The sequence below is a fragment of the Denitratisoma sp. genome (genome assembly GCA_032027165.1).
Taxonomy (GTDB): Bacteria; Pseudomonadota; Gammaproteobacteria; order Burkholderiales; family Rhodocyclaceae; genus Desulfobacillus.
The window spans coordinates 2,723,185-2,738,214 of the sequence record JAVSMO010000001.1 but is presented as its reverse complement, the minus strand read 5'-3'; the positions used below and the strand labels follow the sequence as shown (position 1 = coordinate 2,738,214).

Here is a 15,030-nt window from a genome sequence, read left to right as displayed (position 1 = left end):
TCAGGCGGGAGTGCGGGTCCTGGCCCGCCCGTTGCCCTTCGGATTTTCTGCGGTTGGCGCCTTGTCCGCTTCCTGCATGCGTTTCAGGCGGTAGGCGAGCTGCGGGCGGGTGATGCCGAGCAGGCGCGCCGCCGAGGAGAGGTTGCCGTTGGCCTTGGCCACCGCCCCCTCCAGCAGCATCGACTCCACTTCGTCCAGGGTGAACACCCCGTTGAGCACCGAGTCGCACAGCTTTTCGCCCGGCTGCCAGCTCTGGGCGTGCAATGTGCCATGCGCGTCCAGTCCGAGTTCGTTCGGCTGGCCGTCGCGCTCGGCGAGGAACAGGTGCTCGGCCTCGACGCGGCTGCCGTGCGGCGCGAGGATCACGCTGCGCTCGATGACGTTCTGCAGCTCGCGGATGTTGCCCGGCCAGTCGTAGGAGAGCAGCGCGCGCTTGGCCTTGTCGGTGAAGCCGCGCAGGCGCTTGCCGTGGAGGGTCGCGTACTTTTCCAGGAAGGCCTTCGACAGCGGCGAGATGTCCTCCTTGCGCTCGCGCAGCGGCGGGATGTGGATCTGGTAGGCGTTGAGGCGGTAGTAGAGGTCGAGGCGGAACTTGCCTTCCTTCACCAGCCGGGCCAGATCGGCGTTGGTCGCCGCCACCACGCGCACGTCGACCTTGCGCGGCTTGGCGTCGCCGAGGCGCTCGATCTCGCGCTCCTGCAGCACGCGCAAGAGCTTGGCCTGCGCCGAGAGCGGCAGGTCGCCGACCTCGTCGAGGAACAGCGTGCCGCCGCTGGCGCGCTCGAAGCGGCCGGGGCGCGAGGACTGCGCGCCGGTGTAGGCGCCCTTCTCGACGCCGAAGAGTTCGGATTCGACCAGCTCCTGCGGGATCGCCGCGCAGTTCACGGCGACGAAGGCCTCGCCGGCGCGCGGGCCCATCTCGTGCAGGCAGCGCGCGAAGACTTCCTTGCCGACGCCGGTCTCGCCGAGCAGCAGCACCGGAATCTGGCTGTCCGCCGCCTGCTTGAGCAGGCCATAGGCGGCGCGGAAGCCGGGCGAGACGCCGATCATGTGCTCGGGCAGCGATTCCTTCTCGCCGATCGACGAGCGCAGGTGCGTCACCTGGGTCTGCAGGTCGATCAGCTGGTCGGCGATGGATTCCGGGTTGTAGTAGCGCATGTGCTCGTCGGCGTTGTCCCACTCCTCGACCGGCTTGCCGATGATGCGGCAGTTGGTGTCGCCGGCGCCGACACATTCCACCTCCTGGTAGAGGATGCGCCGGCCCATGAAGGCCGAGGTGTAGCCCGAGGCGTAGCCGATCTGCGTCCAGCACACCGGCTCGTGGTGGATGCCGAAATACTGGCGGTGCCACTGCCCCTCCCAGGAGTTTTCCCAGAGGAATTCGCCGTAGAACCGGCCGCGCGGCCGGTCCATTTCCAGGCGGATCGGCGTCACGCGCACGATGCCCTCCAGCGTGTGCAGCTTCGGCCCGGTCATGAAGGCTTCCATGTCGTCGACGCCCTGCGCCTGCTTGCGCGCCAGTTCCGCGTCGCGCATGCCCGAGGCGTAGCCCATGCGCGTCAGCAGCCCGCGCGCGCGCTCCATGCCCAGCGTGTCGATGAGTTCCTTGCGCAGCAGGGCCTGCGCCTCTGCATGCACCAGCAGCATGCGGTGCTCGTGCAGCCAGATCTGGCCGGTCTCGGCGCAGAAATGGATGTGCGAGCGCATGTCGTCGGCCGCCTTGGCGACCGAGGTCAGTTTGCGCATTTCTGTCTCCTCCTTCGTGCCGGATGCGACTTTTTTATCAAATGGTGAAGCGTCGCCGGCCGGCTTTTGTCGCGGCTATTGCAGAAACTGCTGGGGAAAGCAGGACAAATGTACCAAATCGTCAAATCCTACGCCAACAATCGCGCGTATTTCATCAAATCGTCAAGTGCTGCAGGTCTATGGAGACCCGCGCCGCCTGCTGCGCCGCAGCGCTTCGCGCATCACGGCGCCGATGCCGCGCGCGGCGTTTCGCCACTGGGGACCGGTCGTTCCGTCTTCACGCCGGCGGCATGTTGCGACGCACATGGCACATCGCTTGCGATAGGCCTCCCACGCACAGCCGCGCACCAAGCATGCCCGGCACAAATAGAAAAGTTCGAAAAAATTCGTATCTAAACGATCACCGCATGGAGGAGTAGCCGAAATGAAGTTTCCTGTTCCGCATGACGTGAAGGCCAAGACGATTCCCGGCACCGAAGGCTGGGAGCGCATGTATCCGTACCAGTACCAGTTCGTCACCGACGACCCGACGCGCAACCAGTACGAGAAGGAGATGTTCTGGTTCTACGACGGCCTGCACTATCCCGAGCCGCTGTATCCCTTCGACACCATCTGGGACGAGGCCTGGTACCTAGCGCTGTCGCAGTACAACAACCGCATCTTCATGGTGCCGCCGGTGCGCGGCGTCGACCACCGCATGATCAACGGCTATGTCTACATCTCGCCGGTGCCGGTGAAGAACCCCGAGGAGATCGGCAGCCGCGTGCCGCACTTCATGGAGCGCGCCGGCCACTACTACAAGAACTGGGACGAGCTGGAGAAGAAGTGGAAGGTGAAGATGGAGGCCACCATCCGCGAACTCGAGCAGCTGGAGATCCCGAAGCTGGCCGACATGGAGGACATCAAGGTGGTGACCGACGCCATCGGCGAGTCGAAGGGCTTCCACCTGCTGAAGAACTACGACGACCTGATCAACCTCGGCATCAAGTGCTGGCAGTACCACTTCGAGTTCCTCAACCTCGGCTATGCCGCCTACGTCTTCTTCCTCGACTTCGTGCAGAAGCTCTTCCCGAGCATTCCGGCGCAGCGCGTGACGCAGATGATCTCCGGCATCGACGTCATCATGTACCAGCCCGACGAGGAGCTGAAGAAGCTCGCCAAGAAGGCCATCGAGCTGGGCGTCGACAACGCCGTCTGCTTCAGCCAGGAGTGGACCGAGGTCGAGGCGGCGCTGAAGAAGCTGCCGAAGGGCGTCGAGTGGCTGACCTCGCTCAACCTCTCGCGCGAGCCCTGGTTCAACGTGTCGACGGGCACCGGCTGGTTCCACCACGACCGTTCCTGGAACGACGCCATGAACATTCCGCTCAACGGCATCCAGACCTACATCCAGAAGGTCAAGGCCGGCGTCAACATCGAGCGGCCGATGGAGCAGGTGCGCGCCGAGCGCGACCGCATCACCGCCGAGTACCGCGGCCTGATCGAGAAGGAGGAGGACCGCAAGCAGTTCGACGAGCTGCTCGGCTGCGCCAAGACGGTGTTCCCCTATGTCGAGAACCACCTGTTCTACGTCGAGCACTGGTTCCACTCGGTGTTCTGGAACAAGATGCGCGAAGTCGCCGCCATCCTCGTCGAGCACGGCATCATCAAGGACGTCGAGGACGTCTGGCTGCTGCGCCGCGACGAGATCAAGCAGGCGCTGTGGGACGTCGTCACCGCCTGGGCCACCGGCGTCACGCCGCGCGGCACGCAGACCTGGCCGAAGGAGGTCGAGTGGCGCAAGGGCGTCATGCAGAAGTTCAAGGAGTGGAGCCCGCCGCCGGCCATCGGCACCGCCCCGGAAGTCATCCAGGAACCGTTCACCATCGTGCTGTGGGGCGTCACCAACAGCTCGCTGGCCGACTGGGCCGCGGTGGCGGAGGTGAAGGACCCCTCCACCGTCAAGGAGTTCAAGGGCTTCGCCGGCAGTCCCGGCATCGTCGAGGGCAAGGCGCGCGTCTGCCGCACGGTGGAGGACATCCGCCAGCTGCAGGAAGGCGAAATCCTCGTCGCGCCGACCACCTCGCCGTCCTGGGCGCCGGCCTTCGCCAAGATCAAGGCCTGCGTCACGGACGTCGGCGGCGTCATGAGCCACGCGGCGATCGTCTGCCGCGAGTACGGCATGCCGGCGGTCGTCGGCACCGGCCACGCGACCAAGATCATCCAGACCGGCATGATGATCCGCGTCGACGGTTCGACCGGCGCCATCACGGTCGCGCGCTGATCGGGCGATGGGCAACATGGCAATGGCATCAGGGAGCGGAACGGCAGCTGCGGCGCAGGGAGGCGCGCCGCAGCTGTGCTGGTTCGAGGAGGTGCGCAAGGAGGACGTCGCGCTGGTCGGCGGCAAGTGCTCCTCGCTGGGCGAGCTGATCAGTGCCGGCGTGCGCGTGCCGCCGGGCTTCGCGCTGACCACCCACGGCTACGCGCGCTTCATGCGCGACGCCGGGGTGAGCGGCGAGATCCCGGGCATGCTCGAAGGCTGCGGCCACGACGACCTCGAGCAGCTGGAATCGGCCAGCAAGGCGATCCGCGAGATGATCGAGGAGCACTCCTTCGCCTGGGAACTGGAGGATGCCGTCGCCGAGTACTACCGCAAGCTCTCCGTGCGCTGCATGGTTCCGGCGGTCCCGGTGGCGGTGCGCTCCAGCGCCACCGCCGAGGACCTGCCCGGCGCCAGCTTCGCCGGGCAGCAGGACACCTACCTGTGGATCCGCGGCGTGGACGATCTGCTGCTCCACGCCCGCCGCTGCATCTCCAGCCTGTTTACGGCGCGGGCCATCGCCTACCGCATCCGCATGGGCTTCCCGCACGAGGAGGTGGCCCTCTCGGTCGGCTTCCAGAAGATGGCCAACTCCTACACCGCCGGGGTGATGTTCACCCTCAACCCGGGCAACGGCGACCGCTCGGTCATCGCCATCGATTCCAATTTCGGCTTCGGCGAATCGGTGGTGTCGGGCGAGGTGACGCCGGACCACTTCGTCGTGAACAAGGTCGCCCTCGACATCCTCGAGCGCACCATCTGCAGCAAGGAAATCACCTACACGGTGGACCCGAAGACGCAGAAGTCGGTGAAGATCGAGACGCCCTTCGAGCGCCAGAGCGTGCAGTCCCTCATCGACGAGGAGATCGTCGAGCTGGCGCGCATGGGCAAGGCCATCGAGAAGCACTACGGCCGGCCGATGGACATCGAGTGGGCGGTCGACAAGGACCTGCCCGCCGGCGGCAACATCTTCATCCTGCAGGCGCGGCCCGAAACCGTCTGGAGCGAGAAGCGCGAGAAGGAGGCCGCCGTCGCCGGCAAGGCTTCCTCGGCCATGGACTTCATCCTCTCCAGCCTGCTCACCGGGAAAAAGGTTTCGTAATGATCGTTCGCAACTGGATGCAGCACAACCCGACGCTGGTGGACGGCGACACCCTGCTGTCCGAGGCCAAGCGCATTCTCACCGAGCACAACCTGCAGGCCCTGCCCGTCGTCGACGACGGCCGCCTGCGCGGCATGGTCACCCGGCAGCATTGCCTGCGCGCGGCGCACTTCGTCGCCCGCACGCAGAGTGCCGACGAATACAACTTCTTCGCCAATCGCCTCAAGGTGAAGGACATCATGGTGCGCAATCCGGCCACGGTGCGTGCCACCGACACCATGGAGGAATGCCTGCGCCGCGGCCAGGACCTCGGCATCGGCCAGTTTCCGGTGATGGACGACGGCAAGGTCGTCGGCGTCATCTCCTCGAAGGAGATCTTCTCGCTCGCCGCCCACTTCCTCGGCGCCTGGGAGAAGCGCTGCGGCATCACCCTCGGCCCGATGGAGATGAAGCCGGGCACCATCGGCCGCATCGCCGACCTGGTGGAGGGCGCCGGCGCCGAGGTGCAGGCCATCTATCCGATCGCGCGCAGCGAGAACGGCGGCAACGGCCAGCCGCACGAGCGCAAGGTCATCGTCCGCTTCCATGCCGCCGAGCTGAAGAAGGTGGTGGCCGTGCTGGAGGCCGCCGGCTTCCGCGTCATCGAGTCCGTCGATGCGCACTGCGAAGACACGCATTAACCCAAGGAGAAGACCCTAAATGGACCTGCGGTATTTCATCAACCAGTGCGCCGAGGCCAACGAGCTGAAGCGCGTCAAGGCGGAAGTCGACTGGAACCTGGAAATCTCCCACGTCTCCAAGCTGACCGAGGAGAAGAAGGGCCCGGCCCTGCTGTTCGAGAACGTCAAGGGCTACGACAGCCCGGTGTTCACCGGCGCCTTCGCCACCACCAAGCGCCTGGCCATCATGCTCGGCCTGCCGCACAACCTGTCGATGTGCGAGTCGGCGCAGGCGTGGATGAAGAAGACCATCACCTCCGAGGGCCTGATCAAGGCGAAGGAGGTCAAGGACGGCCCGGTGCTGGAGAACATCCTCACCGGCGACAAGGTCGACCTCAACATGTTCCCGGTGCCGAAGTTCTTCCCGCTCGACGGCGGCCGCTACATCGGCACCATGGTGTTCGTCGTGCTGCGCGATCCGGAAACGGGCGAGACCAACCTCGGCACCTACCGCATGCAGATGCTCGACAACAAGACCTGCGGCGTGCAGATCCTGCCGGGCAAGCGCGGCGAGCGCATCATGAAGAAGTACGCCAAGATGGGCAAGAAGATGCCGGCCGCCGCGGTGATCGGCTGCGACCCGCTGATCTTCATGGCCGGCACGCTGATGCACAAGGGCGCCAACGACTTCGACATCACCGGCACCGTGCGCGGCCAGCCGGCCGAGTTCCTGATGGCGCCGATGACCGGCCTGCCGATCCCGGCCGGCGCCGAGATCGTGCTGGAAGGCGAGATCGACCCGAACAACTTCCGCCAGGAAGGCCCCTTCGCCGAGTACACCGGCTACTACACCGACGAGCTGCACAAGCCGATCCTCAAGCCGGCGCTGGAGGTGAAGCAGATCCTCCACCGCAACAACCCGGTGCTGTGGGCCACCGGCCAGGGCCGCCCGGTCACCGACGTGCACATGCTGCTCGCCTTCACGCGCACCGCCACGCTGTGGACGGAACTGGAAAAGATGAAGATCCCCGGCGTGCAGTCGGTCTGCGTGCTGCCCGAGTCGGCCGGCCGCTTCTGGGCCGTCGTCTCGATCAAGCAGGCCTACCCCGGACACTCGCGCCAGGTCGCCGACGCGGTGATCGGCAGCAACACCGGCTCCTACGGCATCAAGGGCGTCATCACGGTCGACGAGGACATCATGGCCGACGACCTGCAGCGCGTGTTCTGGGCGCTGTCCTGCCGCTACGACCCGCTGCGCGGCACGGAACTCATCAAGCGCGGCCGTTCGACGCCGCTCGACCCGGCGCTCGACCCGGATTCGAACAAGCTCATCACCTCGCGCATCCTGATGGACGCCTGCATTCCCTACGAGTGGAAGCAGAAGCCGGTCGAGGCGCGCATGGACGAGGAGATGCTGGCGAAGATCCGCGGCCGCTGGGCCGAATATGGAATCGACTAAAGGAAAGACATGGAAAAAGCCAAGGACATCAAGCTGGTCATCCTCGACGTCGACGGCGTCATGACCGACGGCCGCATCGTCATCGACGACAACGGGCTGGAGCAGCGCAACTTCGACATCAAGGACGGCTTCGGCGTGGTCGCGCTGCAGATGACCGGCGTCGACGTCGCCATCATCACCTCGAAGAAGTCGGGCGCGGTGCGCCACCGCGCCGAGGAGCTGAAGATCAAGCACTTCCACGAGGGCATCAAGAAGAAGACCGAGCCCTACGAGGTGATGCTGAAGGAGATGAACATCACCGATGCGCAGGTGGCCTACGTCGGCGACGACCTGGTCGACCTGTCGATGATGAAGCGGGTCGGCTTCCCGGTGGCGGTGGCCGATGCGGTGGATGAAGTGCGCGAGGCGGCGGTGTACGTCACCAAGGCGCGCGGCGGCTACGGCGCCGTGCGCGAGGTGGCCGAACTGATCCTCAAGGCGCAGGGCAAGTGGGACAAGATCCTTTCCAAAATATAAACAGGAGAACGCAAAGTGGCGGCACCCAGAAGCAACCGCGAGTTCGTCGAGGCCTGCATCAAGAGCGGCGACGCCGTTCGCATCAAGCAGGAGGTGGATTGGGAAAACGAGGCCGGCGCCATCGTGCGCCGCGCCTGCGAGCTGGCGGCGCCGGCGCCCTTCATGGAGAAGATCAAGGATTACCCCGGCTTCTCCTATTTCGGCGCGCCGCTGTCGACCTACCGGCGCATGGCCATCTCGATGGGCATGGATCCGGCATCCTCCCTGCCCGAGATCGGCCGGGAATACGTCAAGCGCACCAACGGCGAGGTGGTCCCGCCCGTCCTCGTCGACCGCAAGGACGCGCCCTGCAAGGAGAACATCCTCAAGGGCGCCGACGTGGACCTGTGCAAGCTGCCGGTGCCGCTGGTGCACGACGGCGACGGCGGCCGCTACGTCGGCACCTGGCACGCGGTCGTCACCAAGCACCCGGTGCGCGGCGACGTGAACTGGGGCATGTACCGGCAGATGATGTTCGACTCGCGCACCATGTCGGGCGCGGTGTTCCCCTTCTCCGACCTCGGCAAGGCGCTCAACGACTACTACCTGCCGCGCGGCGAGAGCTGCCCCTTCGCCACCGCCATCGGCCTGTCGCCGCTGGCGGCGATGGCCGCCTGCGCGCCCTCGCCGATCCCCGAGCCGGAGCTGACCGGCATGCTGGCCGGCGAGCCGGTGCGGCTGGTGAAGTGCGAGACCAACGACCTGGAGGTGCCGGCCGACGCCGAGATCATCCTCGAGGGCGAGATCTGCCCGGACTACAAGGTGGAGGAGGGCCCCTTCGGCGAGTACACCGGCTACCGCACCAGCCCGCGCGACTTCCGCGTCACCTTCCGCGTGAACTGCATCACCTACCGCAACAACGCGACGATGACCATCTCCAACATGGGCGTGCCGCAGGACGAGGGCCAGCTGCTGCGCTCGTTCTCGCTCGGCCTCGAGCTGGAGAAGCTGCTGAAGAGCCAGGGCATCCCGGTCACCGGCGTCTACATGCACCCGCGCTCGACGCACCACATGATGATCGTCGGCGTGAAGCCGACCTACTCCGGCGTCGCCCAGCAGATCGGCCAGCTCGCCTTCGGTTCCAAGCTCGGCCCCTGGTTCCACATGGTGATGGTGGTCGACGACCAGACCGACATCTACAACTGGGACGAGGTGTACCACGCCTTCTGCACGCGCTGCCACCCGGCCAACGGCATCCACATCTACAAGAACTCCCCGGGCACGCCGCTGTATCCGTTCGCCACCCCGCACGAGCGCAAGCATTCGATCGGCTCGAAGGTGGTGTTCGACTGCCTCTGGCCGACCGATTGGGACAAGATCAACGACGTGCCGACCCTGGTGTCGTTCAAGCACGTCTATCCGCAGGACATCCAGGACAGGGTGCTCGCCAACTGGACGGCCTACGGCTACCCGCCCGTGAAGTGAGGAGACAAGAGAATGAACCAGTGGGAAGTTTTCGTGAACGACGTGAAGGAGCTGGCCGAGGATACGGAACTGGAATTGACCATCCGTACGCTCAACCCCGGCATCCACAAGTACACCTACAAGCGCGTCCGCGCCCAGGTCTCGACCGACCTGAAGAAGCACGCCGACCAGCTGCAGGTGCGCCTCGGCCGCGGCCAGCTGAGCCAGGGCCGCTTCTCCATCAAGGTGCTCGGCGAAGTGCAGCGCATGCCGGCGAAGTACCTCTAGCGTGAAATGGCCAGCCTCGACCTGCGCGGCTTTCTCGACGATCTCGGCGACGAGCTGATCCGCGTCGCCGAGCCGCTCGATCCGCAGTTCGAGGTCGCCGCGCTGCTCTCGGAGCTGCAGGCGAGCGGCAAGCCCGTGCTCTGCGAGAACATCAAGGGCCGGCCCGGCGCGCGCATCGCCGGCAACCTGCTCTCCAGCCGGCGGCTGGCCGCGCGCGCGCTCGGCACCAGCGAGGACAAGCTGGTGGAAACCTACGTCGCGCGCAGCGCGCAGCGCGTGCCGCCGGTGCCGGCGAAGGAGGCGCCGGTGCAGGCCGTGGTGCACCGCCAGCCGGCGGACGTCGGCGCGCTGCTGCCGCTGCTGACCCATTACGAGCAGGACGCCGCGCCCTTCCTCACCTGCGGCGTGGTGCTGGCGCGCGATCCGGCGACGGGCCAGCGCGGCATGGGCATCCACCGCATGATGTACAAGGGCGGACGGCGCTTCGGCATCCTGCTCGCCAATCCGCCGCTGTCGCAGTTCCTCGCCAATGCCGAGGCTTCCGGCAGGCCGCTCGAAATCGCCGTGGCGCTGGGCGTCGATCCGGCCATGCTGATCGCCTCGGTGGTGAAGACCGGCCCGCTCGGGCCCGACAAGATGGACATCGCCGGCAGCCTGCGCGGCGCGCCGGTCGAGCTGGTGCGCGGCCTCACGGTGGACCTCGAGGTGCCGGCGCGCGCCGAGGTGGTGCTCGAAGGCCATGTCCTGCCCGGCGTACGCGAGCCGGAGGGCCCCTTCGGCGAGAACACCGGCTACTACTTTTCCAATACCAGCCCGGTCGTCGAGATCGGCGCCGTCACCCACCGCAAGGACTTCATCTTTCCGGCGCTGGTGCCATGGACGGCCGACGTCGACACGCTGCTCTCGCTCGCCGGCGGCGCCGAGCTGCTCGGCCAGCTGAAGGGCCTGGTGCGCGGCGTCGTCGACCTCGACATCGTGCCGGGCACCTGCAGCTTCGCCGCGGTGGTCGCGGTGAAGGGCTGCCCGGCCCACGAGGTGCGCCGCCTGATGCACCTGGCGCTCAACCTCGACCGCCGCCTGAAGTCCGTCACGGTGGTGGACGACGACGTGGATATCCGCAATCCGCGCGAGGTGGCCTGGGCGCTCGCCACGCGCTTCCAGGCCGATCGCGACATGGTGGTGCTGGGCGGCATGGAGGGCTATGTCATCGATCCGTCGTCGGCCGGCGCCGCCGGCGCGAAGATGGGCTTCGACGCCACGCGCGGCGCGGGCGCGACCTTCGACAGGATCGCCCTGCCGGCAGGAGCCGCGGCGAGGGCGCGCACGATGGCCGAAAGCATTTTCAAGGGGGCGTCATGAAACTGGTGGTGGGCATATCCGGCGCGAGCGGCGCCATCTACGGCATCCGCATCCTCGAGGTGCTCGCCAAGGCGGGGGTCGAGACGCACCTCGTCATGAGCGATTCGGCCAAGCGCACCATCGTGTACGAGACCGACTACACGATGGACGACGTCAAGCGCCTCGCCTCGCACATCCACGACATCAACGACGTCGGCGCCTGCATCTCGAGCGGCAGTTTCCGCCACGCCGGCATGGTCATCGCGCCGTGCTCGATCAAGACGCTCTCGGCGATCGCCAACTCCTTCAACACCAACCTGCTGATCCGCGGCGCCGACGTCTGCCTGAAGGAGCGGCGCAAGCTGGTGCTGATGCTGCGCGAGACGCCGCTGCACCTCGGCCACCTGCGCCTGATGACGCAGGTGACGGAAGCCGGCGCCGTGCTGGTGCCGCCGCTGCCGGCCTTCTACCACAAGCCGAAGACGCTCGAGGACGTGATCATGCAGTCGGTGAACAAGGCGCTCGACCAGTTCGACCTCGACCTCGACCTCTTCCAGCGCTGGACCGGCAACGAGGAGCGGGAGGCGATGAAGCAGCGCTAGGCGGACCAGGATGGGAGGCATGGCCATGGCGGTGACGGAGCGGATATCGGAGGCGCAGACGCTGTTGCTGGTGGGCGAGGCCTGCTCGGGCCTCGGCGAGGGCGCGGGCTTCACCCGGCTGGACTGGGTGCGGCGCGAGTTCCTCGCCAAGCTCGGCTTCGAGCCCTATCCGGGCACCTTCAACCTGCACATGAGCGGGGACGACTGGGAGGCGGCGCGGCGCGTCATGGCGCGCGAGCCCGGCATCGCCATCGCGCCCGAGCCGGGCTTCTGCGCGGCGAAGTGCTTCCATGTCGTGATCGGCGGCTGCATCACCGGGGCGGTGGTGTTCCCCGAGGTGGCCGGCTACCCGCCCGACAAGTTCGAGGTGATTTCCGCCGTGCCGGTGCGCCAGGCGCTCGGCGTGGGCGACGGCGACAGCATCGCCGTCAGCGTGCTGTGCTAGGGCGGGTCCGCATGCAGCGACATTGCCAGCATTGCGGCGCCGTCCTGGCGGCACTGACTTTCGAGGACGGCAGGACGCGCGAGCAGTGCCTGGCCTGCGGCACGGTGGCCTGGCGCAACCCGGCGCCGGTGGGCATGGCGCTGATCGAGCACGAGGGCCGGCTGGTGCTGATCCGCCGCTTGGCCGATCCGCTCGCCGGCTACTGGGCGCCGCCGGCCGGCTACGTCGAGCTGGGCGAGTCGGTGGCGCAGGCGGTGCTGCGCGAGGCAAAGGAGGAGACCGGCCTCAGCATCGCCCTCGACGGCCTGCTCGACGTGTACTCGCGCGCCGACGTGAACGTGCTGATCGTCGCCTATCGCGCGCATTCGATCGGCGGCGCGCTTGAGGCGGGCGACGATGCCATCGAGGCCGGCCTCTTCGGCCCGGACGACTGGCCGCAGGAGCCGCCGCCGGAGAGCGGCGCGGCGATCGACGAATGGTTCTACGGCGTCATCCGCGACGCGCTCGCGCGCTGGCGGCCGGCCAAGCGATGAGGACGAGAAGATGAGCGGCAACATCACGCGGGACCTGCCGCAGAAGCTGGTCGGCTACCTGCGCCCCGGCGCCCCCGGCCTGCTGCTCACCTGCGGCGCCGACGGCTATGCCAGTTCCGCCTTCACCTGGATCGTGGCCCTCGACGCCGCCCGGCTGCGCTTCGCCGTCGACGAGGGCGGCTCGGCCATGGCCAACCTGCAGCGCAGCGGCCAGGCCTCCCTGCAGGCGATCGGGCCGGGCGACCTTACTTTCCTCGTCAAGGGGCGGGCGCGGCGGCTCAGCGAGCGCATCGCCGCCGCCGGGCCGTACGCGATCATGCTCTACGAGATGGAAGTGGCGGGCGCCAAGGACCAGTCCTGGCCGGGCGTCGCCACCACGGCCCTTGCCTACGAATGGCCGGCCGGACAGCGCGAGGCGATGCTCGCGATGGAGCAGGCCGTCTACGCCGAAATGCGCAATTTCCAAACCTGAGGACATCGAACAAAGCGGAGAGGCTTTCATTCGAACACCACCATGACCTATTTCGATCCGACCACCGAAACCCTGCCGCGCGAGCAGCTCGCCGCGCTGCAATTGTCCAAGCTGCAGGCCATGGCCCAGGAGCTGTGGGGCAGGAACCGCTTCTACACGGAAAAGTGGAAACGGGCCGGCATGCAGCCGGGCGACCTCAAGTCGCTCGACGACCTGACGCGCCTGCCGGTCACCACCAAGCACGAGCTGATGGAGGACCAGGCCGCCCACGGGCCCTTCGGCCACAACCTGACCTATCCGATCGAGCAGTACGTGCGCTTCCACCAGACCTCCGGCACCACCGGCGTACCGCTCAAGGTACCCGACACCGAGGCCGGCTGGCAGTGGTGGGGCCGCTGCTGGGGCCACGTGCTGGCCGGCGCCGGCGTCACCGCCGCCGACCGCATCTTCATGGCCTTCTCCTTCGGCCCCTTCGTCGGCTTCTGGGCCGCCACCGAGGGCGCGCGCCAGCTGGGCGCGCTGATGATCCCCGGCGGCGGGCGCGATTCGCCGCAGCGCCTCGAACTCATGCGCGACGTCGGCGCCACCGTGCTGTGCTGCACGCCGACCTACGCCCTGCGCCTGGCCGAGGTGGCGCGCGAGACCGGCTTCGACCTCTCCAGCATTCCGATGAAGTCCACGGTGCACGCCGGCGAGCCCGGCGCCAACGTGCCGGCGACCAAGGCGCGCATCGAGGACCTCTGGAGCGCCAAGTGCTTCGACCACGCCGGCGCCACCGAGGTCGGCGCGCACTCCTTCGAGTGCCAGGCCCAGCCCGGCGGCACCCACCTCATCGAGAGCGAGTTCATCGCCGAGATCCTCGACCCGGCCACCGGCCAGCCGGTGGCGGAAGGCGAGCGCGGCGAGCTGGTCCTCACCAACCTCGGCCGCTGGGGCTTCCCGATCGTCCGCTACAAGACCGGCGACATCGTGCGCACCACTACGCAGCGCTGCGAGTGCGGCCGTACCTCGATGCGCTTCGAAGGCGGCATCATCGGCCGCGCCGACGACATGGTGACGGTGCGCGGGGTGAACGTCTTCCCGGCCGGCGTCGAGAACATCCTGCGCAAGTTCGCCGAGATCGACGAGTTCCGCATCACCGTGCACAAGGTGCGCCAGATGGACGAGATGGACGTCGAGGTCGAGCTGTGCGAGGGCGCCGACCCGAACGTCGTGCACGCCATCGCCGAACGGCTCGACTCGATGCTCTCCTTCCGCCCGCGCGTGCATCACCTGCCGCGCAACGCCCTGCCGCGCTTCGAGCTGAAGGCCAAGCGCTTCCACGTCAACCGCGGGGCATGACCCTCCGCCGGCGCAGCTACGGCCCGCCGCCGGGCGTGGCCGCGCCGCAGGCGACGGTGCCCGCCGGCACGGTGGTCTACGCCATCGGCGACGTGCACGGCCGCAGCGACCTGCTGGCGCGGATGCACGCCGGCATTGAGGAGGATGCCGCGCGGCGCCCGGCCGGCCGCCGCGTGCTGGTCTACCTCGGCGACTACTTCAGCCGCGGCACCGATTCGCGCGCCGTGGTCGAGCGCGTGCTCGCCTGGCACCCGCCCGGCTGGGAGATCGTCACCCTCAAGGGCAACCACGAAGACCTCATCCTGCGCTTCCTCGAAGGCGACCTGCGCACCGGCCTGCACTGGCTGGACTACGGCGGCGTCGAGGCGCTCGCCCACTACGGCATGCCCATGGCCGACCCGGCGGCGCGCGACGAGGCGACCGCCATCGAGCTGCTCCACCGCCTGCTCGAGGCGCTGCCGGCCGCGCACCTCGCCTTCCTGCGCAGCCTGCCGACGCGCCACCGCGAGGGCGGCTACTTCTTCGCCCATGGCGGCGTGCTGCCCGGCGTGCCGCTCGAAGCGCAGCGCGATCGCGACCTCGTCTGGATCCGCAAGCGCTTCCTCCTGTCGGATGCCGACCACGGCGCCGTCGTGGTGCACGGCCACTGCATCTCGGCCGAGCCCGAAGTGCGCCCCAACCGCATCGGCATCGACACCGGCGCCTACGAGAGCGGCATCCTCACCTGCCTGGTCCTCGACGGGGAAGAGCGCAGCTTCCTGCAGACCGCGTAGCGGGACGCCGGGCG

Annotated in this window: 16 protein-coding genes; 15 read left to right on the top strand and 1 reads right to left on the bottom strand. The window is 67.6% G+C overall.

The features are described 5' to 3' along the window. A complete protein-coding gene (locus tag ROZ00_13355) occupies positions 1 to 1,746 on the bottom strand; it encodes a sigma 54-interacting transcriptional regulator (GenBank protein ID MDT3737208.1) in 1,746 nt (581 codons plus the stop codon). A gap of 108 nt (positions 1,747 to 1,854) precedes the next feature. On the opposite strand from ROZ00_13355, the gene ROZ00_13350 reads away from it, so the two are divergent. From ROZ00_13350 to ROZ00_13280, 15 genes are read left to right on the top strand one after another with little or no spacing between them, the layout of a single operon-like run. Further along, positions 1,855 to 2,142, top strand: a complete 288-nt coding sequence (locus ROZ00_13350) for a hypothetical protein (protein ID MDT3737207.1) — start codon at positions 1,855 to 1,857, stop codon at positions 2,140 to 2,142. Between the two features lie 28 nt (positions 2,143 to 2,170). After that, positions 2,171 to 4,006, top strand: a complete 1,836-nt coding sequence (locus ROZ00_13345) for a PEP-utilizing enzyme (GenBank protein ID MDT3737206.1) — start codon at positions 2,171 to 2,173, stop codon at positions 4,004 to 4,006. Between the two features lie 16 nt (positions 4,007 to 4,022). Then, positions 4,023 to 5,147: a PEP/pyruvate-binding domain-containing protein gene (locus ROZ00_13340; GenBank protein ID MDT3737205.1), complete on the top strand. Its 1,125-nt coding sequence runs from the start codon at positions 4,023 to 4,025 to the stop codon at positions 5,145 to 5,147. Beyond that, complete coding sequence (locus ROZ00_13335) at positions 5,147 to 5,827, top strand: CBS domain-containing protein (GenBank protein MDT3737204.1); 681 nt, start codon at positions 5,147 to 5,149, stop codon at positions 5,825 to 5,827. The genes ROZ00_13340 and ROZ00_13335 overlap by 1 nt, the downstream gene beginning before the upstream one ends. Positions 5,828 to 5,846: 19 nt before the next feature. After that, entirely contained in the window at positions 5,847 to 7,265 is a 1,419-nt protein-coding gene (gene ppcB, locus ROZ00_13330) for a phenylphosphate carboxylase subunit beta (GenBank protein ID MDT3737203.1), read from the top strand. A gap of 9 nt (positions 7,266 to 7,274) precedes the next feature. After that, the gene (gene ppcD / locus ROZ00_13325; GenBank protein ID MDT3737202.1) at positions 7,275 to 7,781 is read left to right on the top strand and encodes a phenylphosphate carboxylase subunit delta; all 507 of its coding nucleotides are present in this window, start codon (positions 7,275 to 7,277) and stop codon (positions 7,779 to 7,781) included. Between the two features lie 15 nt (positions 7,782 to 7,796). Beyond that, positions 7,797 to 9,245 (top strand): phenylphosphate carboxylase subunit alpha, encoded by a 1,449-nt coding sequence (gene ppcA / locus ROZ00_13320; GenBank protein ID MDT3737201.1) that lies wholly within the window; start codon positions 7,797 to 7,799, stop codon positions 9,243 to 9,245. Positions 9,246 to 9,257: 12 nt separating this feature from the next. Further along, positions 9,258 to 9,512 (top strand): phenylphosphate carboxylase subunit gamma, encoded by a 255-nt coding sequence (gene ppcG, locus ROZ00_13315; protein MDT3737200.1) that lies wholly within the window; start codon positions 9,258 to 9,260, stop codon positions 9,510 to 9,512. A 6-nt stretch (positions 9,513 to 9,518) separates the two neighbouring features. After that, positions 9,519 to 10,871 (top strand): UbiD family decarboxylase, encoded by a 1,353-nt coding sequence (locus tag ROZ00_13310; protein ID MDT3737199.1) that lies wholly within the window; start codon positions 9,519 to 9,521, stop codon positions 10,869 to 10,871. Further along, a complete protein-coding gene (locus tag ROZ00_13305) occupies positions 10,868 to 11,452 on the top strand; it encodes a UbiX family flavin prenyltransferase (protein ID MDT3737198.1) in 585 nt (194 codons plus the stop codon). The genes ROZ00_13310 and ROZ00_13305 overlap by 4 nt, the downstream gene beginning before the upstream one ends. 19 nt (positions 11,453 to 11,471) lie before the next feature. After that, on the top strand, positions 11,472 to 11,897 hold the full coding sequence (locus ROZ00_13300; GenBank protein MDT3737197.1) for a DUF120 domain-containing protein: 426 nt from the start codon (positions 11,472 to 11,474) through the stop codon (positions 11,895 to 11,897). A gap of 11 nt (positions 11,898 to 11,908) precedes the next feature. Next, positions 11,909 to 12,430: an NUDIX domain-containing protein gene (locus ROZ00_13295; protein ID MDT3737196.1), complete on the top strand. Its 522-nt coding sequence runs from the start codon at positions 11,909 to 11,911 to the stop codon at positions 12,428 to 12,430. Positions 12,431 to 12,440: 10 nt separating this feature from the next. Beyond that, positions 12,441 to 12,902: a pyridoxamine 5'-phosphate oxidase family protein gene (locus ROZ00_13290; GenBank protein MDT3737195.1), complete on the top strand. Its 462-nt coding sequence runs from the start codon at positions 12,441 to 12,443 to the stop codon at positions 12,900 to 12,902. 42 nt (positions 12,903 to 12,944) lie between these two features. Then, the gene (locus tag ROZ00_13285; protein ID MDT3737194.1) at positions 12,945 to 14,243 is read left to right on the top strand and encodes an AMP-binding protein; all 1,299 of its coding nucleotides are present in this window, start codon (positions 12,945 to 12,947) and stop codon (positions 14,241 to 14,243) included. Further along, positions 14,240 to 15,016: a metallophosphoesterase gene (locus ROZ00_13280; GenBank protein MDT3737193.1), complete on the top strand. Its 777-nt coding sequence runs from the start codon at positions 14,240 to 14,242 to the stop codon at positions 15,014 to 15,016. Before ROZ00_13285 ends, ROZ00_13280 begins: the two co-directional genes overlap by 4 nt. Positions 15,017 to 15,030: the final 14 nt, after the last annotated feature.

Excerpts from the sequence above, each read along its gene's own strand:
- ROZ00_13355 (MDT3737208.1), bottom strand. The coding sequence starts at position 1,746 with ATGCGCAAACTGACCTCGGTCGCCAAGGCGGCCGACGACATGCGCTCG.
- ROZ00_13350 (MDT3737207.1), top strand. The coding sequence starts at position 1,855 with ATGTACCAAATCGTCAAATCCTACGCCAACAATCGCGCGTATTTCATC.
- ROZ00_13345 (MDT3737206.1), top strand. The coding sequence starts at position 2,171 with ATGAAGTTTCCTGTTCCGCATGACGTGAAGGCCAAGACGATTCCCGGC.
- ROZ00_13340 (MDT3737205.1), top strand. The coding sequence starts at position 4,023 with ATGGCAATGGCATCAGGGAGCGGAACGGCAGCTGCGGCGCAGGGAGGC.
- ROZ00_13335 (MDT3737204.1), top strand. The coding sequence starts at position 5,147 with ATGATCGTTCGCAACTGGATGCAGCACAACCCGACGCTGGTGGACGGC.
- ppcB (MDT3737203.1), top strand. The coding sequence starts at position 5,847 with ATGGACCTGCGGTATTTCATCAACCAGTGCGCCGAGGCCAACGAGCTG.
- ppcD (MDT3737202.1), top strand. The coding sequence starts at position 7,275 with ATGGAAAAAGCCAAGGACATCAAGCTGGTCATCCTCGACGTCGACGGC.
- ppcG (MDT3737200.1), top strand. The coding sequence starts at position 9,258 with ATGAACCAGTGGGAAGTTTTCGTGAACGACGTGAAGGAGCTGGCCGAG.
- ROZ00_13310 (MDT3737199.1), top strand. The coding sequence starts at position 9,519 with ATGGCCAGCCTCGACCTGCGCGGCTTTCTCGACGATCTCGGCGACGAG.
- ROZ00_13305 (MDT3737198.1), top strand. The coding sequence starts at position 10,868 with ATGAAACTGGTGGTGGGCATATCCGGCGCGAGCGGCGCCATCTACGGC.
- ROZ00_13300 (MDT3737197.1), top strand. The coding sequence starts at position 11,472 with ATGGCCATGGCGGTGACGGAGCGGATATCGGAGGCGCAGACGCTGTTG.
- ROZ00_13295 (MDT3737196.1), top strand. The coding sequence starts at position 11,909 with ATGCAGCGACATTGCCAGCATTGCGGCGCCGTCCTGGCGGCACTGACT.
- ROZ00_13290 (MDT3737195.1), top strand. The coding sequence starts at position 12,441 with ATGAGCGGCAACATCACGCGGGACCTGCCGCAGAAGCTGGTCGGCTAC.
- ROZ00_13285 (MDT3737194.1), top strand. The coding sequence starts at position 12,945 with ATGACCTATTTCGATCCGACCACCGAAACCCTGCCGCGCGAGCAGCTC.
- ROZ00_13280 (MDT3737193.1), top strand. The coding sequence starts at position 14,240 with ATGACCCTCCGCCGGCGCAGCTACGGCCCGCCGCCGGGCGTGGCCGCG.